Source organism: Roseovarius pacificus (genome assembly GCF_900142665.1).
Classification (GTDB): Bacteria; Pseudomonadota; Alphaproteobacteria; order Rhodobacterales; family Rhodobacteraceae; genus Roseovarius; species Roseovarius pacificus.
Genome location: NZ_FRBR01000001.1, coordinates 801,458 through 813,904, shown reverse-complemented (window position 1 = coordinate 813,904; position 12,447 = coordinate 801,458). Strand labels below are relative to the sequence as shown.

Sequence of the window (12,447 nt, the reverse complement as noted above, 5' to 3'; positions counted from 1 at the left end):
CGGTTTCTGGCCCCCTCCGGCTTTCATTGGCGGGGTTTGGCCTGCTCAGGTGTAGCGGTAAGGCCGGCCCGCCTTCTCCATGTCGGTGTTGTACTGCTTGAAGATCTCCACGACCTTGCGTTTGGTTTCCGACTCTGCTGCGATTTCGTCCCAGAATTCGCGCGCGGCGCTTTCGACGGTGGCCCATTCGGCATCGGGGATCGTGGTCAGCTGCATCTTTTCGCCGTTCACGCGCAGGCTGGCCTCACCGCCCCAGTACCACCACTGGCGGTAATAGTGCGATTGCTCCATGCATGTTGCCAGCAGCAGTTTGAGGTCCTCGGGCAATTCGTCCCAACGGCCCATATTGGCAAAGAAGTGGCCGACCCATGCGCCCGAGATGTTGTTCGTCAGGAAGTAGTTGGTCACGTCGGCCCAACCCACCGTGTAGTCTTCGGTGATGCCCGACCATGCGATGCCGTCCAGTTCGCCGGTCTGCACGGCAACCTCGATGTCTTCCCATGGCAGCGTGACCGGCACGACGCCGAATTGCGACAGGAAGCGACCCGCGGTGGGGAAGGTGAAGACACGTTTGCCCTTGAGGTCTTCGAGGCTGTTGATCGGGTCCTTGGTGGCAAAGTGGCAGGGGTCCCATGACCCGGCCGAGATGTGCTTGACCCCGACCTTGGCGTATTCTTCGTCCCAGATTTCCTTGAGGCCGTACTGGTTGAACAGTACCGGCACATCCAGGGAATAGCGCGAGCCGAAGGGGAAATAGCCGCCGAAAACCGTCACTTCGGTGGGTGACGCCATTGAATCGTCGTCCGATTGCACGGCGTCGATGGTGCCACGTTGAAGCGCGCGGAACAATTCGCCCGTGGGAACCAGCTGATCGGCGAAGTACAGTTCGATCTGCATGCGATCTCCGGCGATCTTGTTGAACGTGTCGATGGCCGGTTTCACGACATGTTCGGCCAGCGCGGCACCTGCATAGGTCTGCATCCGCCATGTGATGGTGGATTGCGCGATGGCCGGGGCGGCCAGCGGGGCGGCGACGGCGCTGGCCCCGGCGGTTTTCAGGAACTTGCGTCTTGTCGTGGTCATTGTCTTCTCTCCTTGTTTGAAATGCGGCCCCTTCGGCAGGGCTTCTTGTGTTGATTATTTTCCGTACACGTACTCCGGCAGCCAAAGTGCGATCTGCGGGAAGATCATCACCAGCGACAGCGCCAGTACCATGACCGCCACGAAGGGCACGATCGAGCGATAGATGTCGCGCAGCCCGATCTCGGGCGGGGCCATAGCGCGCATCAGGAACAGGTTATATCCGAAAGGCGGTGTCATATAGGCGATCTGCGTGGTGATCGTGTACAGCACCCCGTACCAGATCAGATCGAACCCGAGCGCCCCGACCAGCGGCACATAAAGCGGCGCGACGATCACCAGCATGGCGGTATCGTCAAGGAATGTGCCCATGATGATAAAGCTCAACTGCATGAGGATCAGGATCATCCACGGGCTGAGATTCAGGGTCTCGGTGAACAGTCCCTCGATGGCGCGCACCGCGCCGAGCCCGTCGAAGATCGCGCCAAAGCCCAATGCGGCAAGGATGATCCACATGAACATGCAGGAAATCGCCAGCGTACTGCGAACGGATTTTTCAAACACCTCGCGCGTCATGCGCCGCTTGAGGACGGCAGCCAGAAAGGCGGCCAGCGCTCCGATGGCCGAACTTTCCACCAGCGAGGTCCACCCCTTGACGAAGGGGACCATCATGACGGCGAAAATCACCAGCGGCAGGATTCCGGCGCGCAGCAGGCGCAGTTTTTCAGACATGGGTACGTTCCGCTCGTCCTCGGGCAGGACCGGGCCGAGGTTCGGCTGCAACCGGCAGCGGATGTATATGTAAAGAATGAACAGCGAGGCCATGAGCAGGCCGGGAATGACGCCGGCCAGCCAGAGTTGCCCCACGGGCTGCCGTGCGATCATGGCATACAGCACCAGCACCACCGAGGGCGGAACCAGAATGCCAAGCGACGATCCCGCCTGTATGACCCCGGTGACCATGATCTTGTCGTAGTTCCGCCTGAGCAGTTCCGGCAGCGCGATGGTTGCGCCGATTGCCATGCCCGCCACCGACAGCCCGTTCATGGCCGAAATCAGGACCATGAGCCCGATCGTGCCGATGGCAAGCCCGCCTCGTACCGGGCCCATCCAGACATGGAACATTTTATAGAGGTCATCGGCGATGCGGCTTTCGGACAGGACATAGCCCATGAAAATGAACATCGGCAGCGTTAGCAGCGGATACCATTTCATCAGCTTCATGGCCGCCGAGAACGGAATTTCCACCCCGCCGGTGCCCCATAGCAGAACCCCGGCCAGCGCCCCGACGAAGCCGATTGCACCGAACACGCGCTGCCCGGTCATCAGCATCAGCATCATGCCCGAGAACATGACGATTGCGATCAGGTCATGCGACATCAGGCTTCACTCCCGCGCAGACGTTCCAGGTCGCGGAAAAACTCCGCAACGCATTGCAGGATCATCAGAAATACCCCCAGGCACAGCACCACCTTGATCGGCCAGAGTTGCGGTTGCCACGCGGTGGGGCTTTTTTCGAGAAAGCCCAGTTTTTCATTGGCCGCGGCAAACCCTTGGGTGATCAGCGTCATGAACAGGTCACCGAAGAAGGCAAAGGGTTCCATCCCGAAATATCCGAGGGAATAGGCCGTCGAACTGACCGCGCCCATGAACAGAACCACCAGATAGAACAGCAGGAAGAAGACGGTGAACCCATCGACCCAGGCCTTGGTGCGCGGCGACCAGTCTCCGTAAAACAGATCCATGCGCACATTCGACCCAAGCTGTATCGAATAGGGGCCGCCCAATACGTAGTAGGCCACCATGACGAACTGGGCGGTTTCGAGGGTCCAGATGGATGGTGTCAGAAAGGTCTTGGAAACCGATGACCACAAAAGTACGCCCATGAGAACGAAGATCAGATACATCGCGATCCGTCCTATGACGTGATTCATCCGGTCTATCGCGCGGATATAGCCCTGCATCGCCTTATGCATTCCCGACCTCCGCCTGTGTCAGTTGGGCCAGTGCGGGACGCAAAAGCGTCAACAACTCTTCCGCGACGGCGTTTTGTTGCGCCGGGGTTTCGATCAGATCGTTGCGAACCTCGATCATCACGTTCGCCAGATTGTTGGCCAGCCCATGCAGGCGCAGCGTGTGGGTGACGCCATCAGCGGGGCCGTACGGATCGTTGCGATTGATCTTGCGCCCCGGAATGCTCTTGGCCCGCGCCAGCATCGCATCGGCAAGGCGGCTGTCATCGTCATGCAGGATACCGATTTCCACACTCCGATGTTCGCCGAACCAGAGCGGAGTAAAACTGTGCACGGTGATCAGGGCGGGGGGCGTTCCGCGCTGAGCCTGCCGTGTCAGAAGATTGCCAAGCGCCGTGGTGAAGGGATCGTAAACGCAATGCACGCGCTCGGCGCGGTCTTCGTCGCTCAATCCGACATTGCCCGGCACGTCGATGACTTCGCTACGTTCGGGCATGGCTCCCGGCGCTTCGGGCGGGCGGTTGCAATCGTAGACGAGGCGCGAGACGCGGCCCACGATCAACGGGGCATCCAGTGCTTGCGAGAGGCGTTGCGCCACGGCTTCGGCGCCAGGATCCCAGGCGGCGTGGCTCTGGCGGTCGGTCTCGCTCAGTCCCAAGTTGCGATAACGGGCCGGGACGTGATTCGAAGCATGTTCGCACACGATGACAGCCGCCCCCCGGCCATCCGCGTTCAGTATTTCAAAGGCCTTTTCGTCATTGTTGGCCATGTCGCCCCCTCGTTGTTGGAAAAAGCTTTCCACGAGGAAAGTTTTTCGTCAATATTTTTCCAGCAGCCTGACGAAAGAAACCCGACAGCCTCCTCGCATATCCGGGTTTCCGCTCAGGAAAACAGCCGCAAGGGGGCGCGCCCGTGACCGATGAAACCGATACCGACCTGCCCGTTTCCGTGGCTGCGGCCACGCCGACAGTGCGCCAGCTGATCCGCAAACATTACCCGACACTCACCCAGTCAGAGCGCAAGTTCGCCAATGCACTGGTCGAAAACTACCCCAATGCAGGGCTGGCAACGATCACTGCTGCGGCCGAGGGGGCAGGGGTTTCGACGCCGGTGGTCGCGAGAATGGTGCAGAAGCTGGGGTTCAAAGGGTTCCCGCAGTTTCACCAGGCGCTTTTGCAAGAGCTTCAGGCCAAGGTTTCGGGCCCGACAGAGCGGCGTGCGGTCTGGGCGGCGGAAGCCCCGGAATCACACATGCTCAATCGTTTTGCAGGCGCGGTGACGCAAAACCTTGCCCAGACATTCTCGAATATCGACACGACGCAATTCGATGCCGCGGCGCGGTTGATGGCGTCGGCTCCGGGATTGTATATCGTGGGGGGGCGGATAACCCGGTCATTGGCCGAATACGCCTTTACGCACTTTCAGGCAATCCGCGAAGGCGTGACGCATCTGACCTCGTCGCCGGCCACGTGGCCGCATTACGTGCTGGATATGGTCGAAGGAGATACCCTTCTGATCTTCGATGTGCGCCGATACGAGGAAAACCTGCTCAGGCTGGCCGAAATCGCATCGGACCGGGGGGGGCGCGTGATCCTGATTACCGATCAATGGGCCAGCCCCGTTGCCGGTCTGGCAGAGGCGACGTTTCATTGCTGGGGCGAGATTCCGTCGGCATGGGATTCGAACATCGCCACGCTGTCCCTGATCGAGGCGCTGATCGCGGCCACGCAGGAAGAGCGTTGGCCCGAGGCGCGCGAGCGCTTCGAGCGGCTGGACAAGCTGTTCGAAATGACACGCCTGTTCCGCAAGAACTGAAGGCGTGCAGTCAGAGCGGCGTCGGCTCCGACGTCGAGATTCCCTATAATGCCGCCGGCCTCTATTTGCGCTGAAATGCGATCATGACCAGCGCCAGCAGGCTGGACCCGACCATCAGCAGCAGCGAAACCGCGTTCAGCAGCGGGGTTGAGCCTTCCTTGAGGCGGTCGAACATCGCAATGGTCAGGGGCGCGTCCGAGCCGACAAGCATCAGCGTGGTGTTGAAATTCTCGAAACTCATCAGGAAGGCAACAACGAAAGCGCCGATCAGGGCAGGCATGAGGAAGGGGATCGTGACGGTGCGTACGGCGGTCAGCCGGCCAGCCCCGAGGTTCAGCGCGGCCTCTTCCAGCGAGCGGTCGAATTTCTGAAGCCGGGTCGCGATGACCAGGGTGGAGATGGTGGTGATGAACGAGAATTGCCCGAGGATCACCAGCAACAACCCCGGACGCAGCGCCATGATGTCCCACTCCATGACGTTCCACGCCGCATTTGCCACGGTCGATGAAAATACCAGGATCGAGATACCCAGAACGATGCCGGGAATGACCAGCGGCAGCAGCATCAGGACATAGAACACTCCCTTGCCGCGAAAATCATAGCGGTTGAACAGGAAGGCGTTCGATGTCCCGACCGCCACGGACAGGAGCGAAACACACAGCCCGACAAAGGCTGATGTGCCGATGGCGCGCAGGATCGGGCGTTCGTGAAACACGCCGATCTTGGGGCGCTCGTCGCCAAAGAACCAGTCCCATGTGAAACCTTCCCACGGCAGCGACGGGAACTGGCTGTCGTTGAAGGCAAAGATGGCGACAACGGCCAATGGCAGGGCGAGGTAGAGGAAGAACAGCGCGACATAAGCGCCATAGGTTGCGCGGATCAGGCGGCTTTGCGGGATGGTGGGGATCATGGCGCGCCTCCTTATCCCATCGTCTTTTCAAGGGTCTGACCGGTCAGGCGCAACGTGCCCCAGACGATGACCGAGGACAGGATGAGCAGCATGAAGCCGAACACCGCGCCCAGTTCCCAATTGAAGCGGACGATGAACTGCGAATAGATCAGTTCGGTGAACCACAGGCTGTCCTTGCCGCCCAGCATGATCGGCGTGAGGTAGTTGCCGAGCGACAGCATGAACACCACGATCGAGCCTGAAACGATGCCGGGCATGGCATGGGGGATCACGATTTCGCGCAGGATCGAGGGCCCCGATCCGCCAAGGTCGTACCCGGCTTCGATCACCGCATCATCGAGGCTGTCCAGCGTCGTCACCAGCGGCACCACCATGAACAACATCGAGGTATAAACCAGCCCGACCATGATCGCGGCATCGTTATAGAGCATTTCGACCGGGCCTTGTGCCAGGCCGGCCCATTGCAGCAACGACGAGAACACCCCGGTTTCGCGCAGCAGGATCATCCATCCGAAGGTGCGCACCAGTTCGGACACCCAGAACGGCACGAGGCACAGCAGGAACAGCGCCGAGCGGACCCGCCCTCGCGCGATCTTGGCGATGTAATAGGCCACGGGAAACCCGATCAGCAAAGTGAGCGCCGTCGCCAGCACCGACATGACCGCCGTGCGTGCGAAGGTCATCAGGTACAGCGGTTCTTCAAGGAAGGTGCGGTAGTTGGCGAGGCTGGTTTCGTATTCCCCGACGCCGACCCGTTCGCGCAGCGACACGAAGAACATGTCGATATGGGGGATGATGATCAACAGCGCGAGCCACAGAACCAATGGCGTCAGCAGCAGCACGAAGCCCAGACGATGCGCGGCCTGCATCAGGCCGTCCCCGCCGCAAAGCAGCTTCCCTGATCGCTGGACCAGCCGATATGCACCTGTGCGCCGCGGTCGAGATGGGCAAACTCGCCCGACTGGGGCAATGTGACCTCGATTTCCTCGCCGCCGCTCTCGGGGCGCATCAGGATACGGCTGGCCGCGCCGTTGAACAGCAGGCTGGTGACCTCGCCGGACAGGCGGTTGTCGAAATGCGAAACGTCCTGTGCGCTGTGGCCAAGGCGGATCGCCTCGGGGCGGACGAAGATTTCGGCGGTATCGTTCCGGGCCAGGCGACGCCCGTGACAGGAGCCGCGCAACTCGAGGCCGTTTTCGCTGCGCAATTGCAACGTGTCGCCGGACACGCCCATGACCTGTCCGCGCCAGCGGTTGCTGTCGCCCACGAACCCGGCGACAAAGGCCGTTTCCGGGCGATAATACAGATCGCGCGCACTGCCGACCTGTTCGAACTGCCCGGCATTCATCACGGCGATGTTGTCGGACATGACCAGCGCCTCGCTCTGGTCGTGGGTGATATAGACGAATGTCGTATCGAACGCCGCCTGCAATGCCTTGAGTTCGATTTTCATATGCTCGCGCAGTTTCAGGTCCAGCGCGCCAAGCGGTTCGTCCAGCAGCAGCACATCGGGTTCCAGAACCATGCAGCGGGCAATGGCCACGCGCTGTTTCTGCCCGCCCGATAGTTCATCCACCTTGCGCGCGCCGATATCGGGCAGGCCGATGCGTTCCAGTACTTCGCCCACCTTGCGGGTGATTTCGGCCTTGGGCAGGCCCTTGCGGCGCAGTCCGTAGCCGATGTTTTCGGCAATGTTCATCATCGGGAACAGCGCAAGATGCTGGAACACCATGTTCACCGGCCGCTTGTTGGGGGCGACATCCAGTACCGAACGGCCTTTGATGCGGATATCCCCACTGGTGGGGGCGAGAAACCCGGCGATCATGCGCATGATCGTTGTCTTGCCGCAGCCCGACGGCCCGAGGATCGAGAAGAAAGAACCCGGTGGCACCTCGAAGCTGACATCCTGAACGGCGGTGGTGTCGCCGAAACGCTTGGTCAGGTGAGTACATTCAAGATCAGGTGCCGTCATGGGGTATCGTTGTCCTTGCAAAGCAAAAAGCCCCCGCCGGTTGAACGGGGGCTTTCAGAGTATGTGTGGTCTCAGTTGGCGGCCTTGACGCGATCCAGTACAGCGCCTTCGATCACCTCAAGCCCGGCGGGAACCGGCGGGTACCACTTGATGTTGTCCACGGCTTCGGGCGGGAAACTGGCCTGATATTTGGCTTTCAGGGCGTCCGAAACATATTCATCGGCGCCCTGCGAGGCGGTGAAGTTGCCGACGGAATCGGTGATCATGGCGGAAACCTCGGGCTGCATCACGAAGTTGATCCAGTCATAGGCGGCATCGTCCGCGCGGCCCTTGGCGGGCAGGACGAAGGTGTCGATCCAGCCAAGCGCACCGGATGCGGGCGCGACAAAGGTGATGTCGGCATTGTCATCGTTCAGCTTCCAGCCGCCGGTGTCCCATGCCATCGCGGCCACGACTTCACCCGAGCGCAGCAGGTTCATCAACTCGTCACCGCCGCTCCAGTAGGCTTTGACATTGGGCTTGCAGTCCTTCAGCTTGGCTTCGACCTCTTCCATCATCTCGGTGTAGGCCTGTTCGTCACCATAGGCGGCGAAGGGGTCCATCCCCATCGCGAAGGCGAACCCGATCAGCGTCGGGCGGCGCAGGCGATAGGAGACATTGCCCGACACCTCGGGTGCGCAGAGATCGGTGTAATCCTTGACCATGCCGGCCTTGGCGGTGTCCAGAACCAGCCCGGAAGTCCCCCAGACATGCGGCACGCCATAGATTTCATCGCCAACGGTGGTGTTGGCCTTGGTGGCCATCAGCATCGAGGGGATGAACTGCGACTCGTCGATCTTGGACAGGTCGATGGGTTTGTAGATGCCGAATTCGGCCTGCGGCCCGGCGATGCGGTCCTGGCTGGGCTGGGCCAGGTCGAAGCCGCCGCCGCCGGTGGCGCGCAGCTTGGCGATCATTTCCTCGTTGTTGGACAGCGTCACCTCGACGGTGTGGCCTGTTTCCGCCTCGAATTTCTCGATGACATTCTCGGGCGCATAGCCGCCCCATGTCAGAAGGCGCAGCGTGTCCGCATTGGCGGGGGCGGCAAGCGCAAAAGCACCGGTGATGACGGCAGCGTATTTCAACTGTGTAGCGTAGGTTTTCATGAGACTTCCCTGTCTTGAACGGATTTGTCCGAATGGTCCAATTTATTGTTAGTGCAGGAATGGACCGCTTTCCAAGTAAAACCTAGATGACACTTGGAACCGGTGGCGCGGTCTTTGCTGGATCGGCCTGAGATGTCAGGGGCTTCCCGCAAACCGGTGCCGCTGTCACGATATGCAGACTCCGGATTTACGATGGGCATGCCGCCTATCCTTATGTATCAGCAGAAATAAATTCCTGTGCGTTCAGCAGATCGTCGAATCTTTCGGCAGGGCGCGAGTCGCAAACAACGATGTCCTGCGGTCTGAGAGGCGGCATGCGCAATGACGCTTTTGTTCCGGTTTCCTTGAATTTCGTGCAATCGACCGCCATGACGGTTCGGGCAGAGACTTCCATCATCGCCTGGGCGATATCCACCTCGCATTGGTCGAACGCCAGAAATCCGCGTTTGGGATGCACCGAAGATGCGGAAATGATCGATATCTCGACGGATGCGCTGGCGATGACCTCGAAGGCGGCACGATCAAAGGCGGCGCCGTCATGGTTGCGCAATTGTGTACCGGCCATGAACACCCGGTTCCCTTCGATCATCGCGAGTTTGCTTGCGATATAGGCCGAATTGGTGATCACGGTGAGGTTTTTCCGGTTGGCCAGGGCCTGCGCCACGAAAGCGGAGGTCGACCCGGTGTCGATCATGACTGATCCGCCATCGGTGATGAGTTGTGCCACCCTGTTGGCGATTGCCACCTTTTTCGAACGGTTCTCGTTCATGCGGGCCAGGAAAGGCGGGTCCATCACATTTTGCGTGCTGACCAGCGCCCCGTGCACCTTGCGGACTTTTCCAAGCTCGACCAATGGCTTGACGATGCGCCGGATCGTTTGATCCGACACATCGAGAATCTGCGCCAGCTCCGTGACCGAAACCGTGCCGCGCAAGTTCACCGTACTCAGGATATCGTGTTCGTATTTAGACATGGTTCGTCTATTTTACGCACCTTCCCCGGAAAGTTTGAGCGGAAAATTTCAGCGTGATCAACATTATTCAACATAAATAATACAAATTTGTTGATTTATGTTGAAATCTCGGATGTATTTTCCTCGACACCATTTTACAGAAGGTATGATCAGACATGGCGGCGCATGCGGCAAAGCACCTTATCGTAGGCGGGGGGATCATTGGATGCTCCATCGCGTATCATCTGGCCAAATCCGGCGAAAAGGACATCGTCCTGTTGGAAAAGGCGTCGCTGACCGAAGGCGCCACATGGCATGCCGCCGGTCTGGTGGGGCAGTTGCGGTCGTCGCGAAACACGACGCGCATGCTCAAACGGTCGGTCGCGATGTATGACGCGCTCGAGGCGGAAACGGGAATGGCGTTCGATTGGAAAAAGGTTGGCAGCCTGCGGCTCGCCGCCACCAGGGAGCGCCTTCTGGAAGCGCAGCGGCTGGCGACCATGGCGCGCAGTTTCGACCTTGAAATGGAAATCATCACGCCCGCCGAAGCCAAGGAACTTTTCCCGTATATCGACGCCGATGGGCTGGAGGGCGCGGCGTTTATTCCGTCGGACGGGCATGTCGATCCGGCCAGCCTGTGCCAGGCGATTGCGGCGGGTGCGCGCAATCGCGGCGCACAGATCCGGCAGGGCGTGAAGGTCACCGATTTCGAGATTACCGGGCGCCGGATCACCAGGGTTATGACTTCGGAAGGGGATTACGAGGCCGAGAACGTGATCCTTGCCGCAGGGATGTGGAGCCGCGAACTGGCCGACAAGCTGGGCGTCACGGTGCCTGCCTGTGCGGTGGAACACCAGTATATCGTGACCGAGCCGCTGCCCAATCCCGATCTGGTCAAGGGGCTGCCCACCCTGCGCGATCCCGAACGGCTGGTCTATTACAAGCCCGACGCCGGTGGCCGTCTCGTGATCGGTGGCTATGAGGAAGGCACCTTGCCCTTTGGCGATAAGGGGATACCGGGCGAGTTCGTGCGCCAGTTATTGCCCGACAATCTGGATCGTTTTGCGCCTCTGGCTGAAATGGCCGGTGAGGTGACGCCGGTGGTGAACGAGGTTGGTATCCGGCAGGTCATCAACGGCCCGATTCCATATTCGGCCGATGGTGATTTCGTTATGGGATGGGCGCCCGAACTGGACAACCTGATGCTGTCCACCGGGTTCCTCTACGGTATCGCCGCAGGCGGCGGCGCGGGCGAGATGATTGCGGAATGGATTCTCGACGGGCGGCCAAGCCTTGATCTGTGGCCGCTGGATGTGCGCCGGTTCAGCCCGCACCATGCCACGCGCGCCTTTATGTATCCGCGTGCGGTGGAGCATTACGCGCATCATTACAAAATGCGCTATCCGGGGCAGGAGGCCGAGACCGCGCGCGAGTTGCGCCTGAGCCCGCTTTACGACCGGCTGAAGGACCACGGGGCGGTTTACGGGTCGAAAAACGGTTGGGAACGCCCGTTGTGGTTCGCGCCCGGAGGGGTGGAACCGGTCGACCAACTGGCCTTTGTCGATCCGGGCTGGCAGAAATATGCCGCCGAGGAACACAAGGCCGTGCGCGAAGGCGTGGCCCTGATCGACCAGTCGAGTTTCGCCAAGTTCGAACTGTTCGGCAAGGGGGCCCTGGAGGCCCTGCAACACATGGCCGTGTCGAACATGGACAAGCCCGTGGGCAGCGTGATCTATACCCAGCTTTGCAATGAAACCGGCGGTATCGAGGCCGATCTGACGATCACCCGGCTGGGCGAGGACAGGTTCTATATCGTCACCGGGTCGGGCTTTGGCGTGCATGACAGCGACTGGATTCGCCGCGCCTTGCCAAAGGATGGGTCGGTACATCTGATCGACGTGACCTCGGGGCGGGCGGTGATTAATATCTGTGGACCCAAGGCGCGCGACGTATTGCAGGCCGTCAGCGAGAATGACCTGTCCAACGCGGCATTTCCGTTCGGCACCGGGCAGGACATTATCGTCGGCGCAGCCCATGTGCAGGCCGTGCGTATCGGCTATGTCGGGGAACTGGGGTGGGAGTTGCACGTTCCCACCGAATTCGCCCGCCACGTCTATGACTGTTTGTGGCAGGCGGGACAGGCGCATGGCATTCGCGACGTTGGCTACCGCGCCATTGAATCCCTGCGGCTTGAAAAGGGGTATCTCTATTGGAGCGCCGACATCACGCCCGACTATACCCCGGTCGAGGCCGGGCTTGGCTTTCGCGTTCATCTCAAGAGCAAGGGGGATTACACCGGGCGTGCTGTTCTGGAGAAACAAAAGGCAGACGGCACGGGCAAAAAGCTGTGCACCTTTGCCTGCGATGACAAACTGCCAACGACAGGCGGCGAAACCATCCTGAAGGACGGCGCAACGGTGTCGCTGGCGGCCAGTGCGGGATACGGCCACACTGTCGGTAAGACGATCATTCTTGGCTATTTGCCAACGGATATCTCTGGCGAGACCGAGTTCGAACTCGAGCTTTTCGGTGAACGCCACGCGATCCGCCGGGTCGAGGGGCCGCTTTATGATCCGGCCAATGAACGCCTGAAAGCCTGA

11 protein-coding genes are annotated in these 12,447 nt (G+C 60.3%); 2 read left to right on the top strand and 9 right to left on the bottom strand.

The features are described from left to right. Positions 1-45: 45 nt before the first annotated feature. From BUB53_RS03910 to BUB53_RS03895, 4 genes are read right to left on the bottom strand one after another with little or no spacing between them, the layout of a single operon-like run. On the bottom strand, positions 46-1,083 hold the full coding sequence (locus tag BUB53_RS03910; protein WP_073032933.1) for a TRAP transporter substrate-binding protein: 1,038 nt from the start codon (positions 1,081-1,083) through the stop codon (positions 46-48). A 54-nt stretch (positions 1,084-1,137) separates the two neighbouring features. Then, positions 1,138-2,460 (bottom strand): TRAP transporter large permease, encoded by a 1,323-nt coding sequence (locus BUB53_RS03905; RefSeq protein WP_073032924.1) that lies wholly within the window; start codon positions 2,458-2,460, stop codon positions 1,138-1,140. Further along, entirely contained in the window at positions 2,460-3,056 is a 597-nt protein-coding gene (locus BUB53_RS03900) for a TRAP transporter small permease subunit (RefSeq protein ID WP_073032922.1), read from the bottom strand. The genes BUB53_RS03905 and BUB53_RS03900 overlap by 1 nt, the downstream gene beginning before the upstream one ends. Continuing rightward, positions 3,049-3,822, bottom strand: coding sequence for an N-formylglutamate amidohydrolase (locus BUB53_RS03895; RefSeq protein WP_073032920.1), 774 nt, complete (start codon positions 3,820-3,822; stop codon positions 3,049-3,051). The genes BUB53_RS03900 and BUB53_RS03895 overlap by 8 nt, the downstream gene beginning before the upstream one ends. Before the next feature lie 143 nt (positions 3,823-3,965). Here BUB53_RS03895 and BUB53_RS03890 point away from each other — a divergent pair, with 143 nt between their 5' ends. Further along, a complete protein-coding gene (locus BUB53_RS03890) occupies positions 3,966-4,868 on the top strand; it encodes a MurR/RpiR family transcriptional regulator (protein WP_229709445.1) in 903 nt (300 codons plus the stop codon). Between the two features lie 61 nt (positions 4,869-4,929). Here the strand turns inward: BUB53_RS03890 and BUB53_RS03885 are convergent, their stop codons facing one another. From BUB53_RS03885 to BUB53_RS03865, 5 genes are all read right to left on the bottom strand, one after another. Continuing rightward, positions 4,930-5,778 (bottom strand): ABC transporter permease, encoded by an 849-nt coding sequence (locus BUB53_RS03885; protein WP_073032918.1) that lies wholly within the window; start codon positions 5,776-5,778, stop codon positions 4,930-4,932. An 11-nt stretch (positions 5,779-5,789) separates the two neighbouring features. Continuing rightward, the gene (locus BUB53_RS03880; RefSeq protein ID WP_073032916.1) at positions 5,790-6,647 is read right to left on the bottom strand and encodes an ABC transporter permease; all 858 of its coding nucleotides are present in this window, start codon (positions 6,645-6,647) and stop codon (positions 5,790-5,792) included. Continuing rightward, complete coding sequence (locus BUB53_RS03875) at positions 6,647-7,750, bottom strand: ABC transporter ATP-binding protein (RefSeq protein WP_073032914.1); 1,104 nt, start codon at positions 7,748-7,750, stop codon at positions 6,647-6,649. The genes BUB53_RS03880 and BUB53_RS03875 overlap by 1 nt, the downstream gene beginning before the upstream one ends. A gap of 71 nt (positions 7,751-7,821) precedes the next feature. Further along, positions 7,822-8,895, bottom strand: coding sequence for an extracellular solute-binding protein (locus BUB53_RS03870; RefSeq protein ID WP_073032912.1), 1,074 nt, complete (start codon positions 8,893-8,895; stop codon positions 7,822-7,824). Positions 8,896-9,106: 211 nt separating this feature from the next. Further along, entirely contained in the window at positions 9,107-9,868 is a 762-nt protein-coding gene (locus BUB53_RS03865) for a DeoR/GlpR family DNA-binding transcription regulator (protein WP_073032909.1), read from the bottom strand. A gap of 155 nt (positions 9,869-10,023) precedes the next feature. Between BUB53_RS03865 and BUB53_RS03860 the strand changes: the two genes are divergently transcribed. Beyond that, positions 10,024-12,447 carry a GcvT family protein gene (locus BUB53_RS03860; RefSeq protein ID WP_073032907.1) on the top strand — a complete coding sequence of 808 codons (2,424 nt, stop codon included), beginning with the start codon at positions 10,024-10,026 and terminating at the stop codon, positions 12,445-12,447.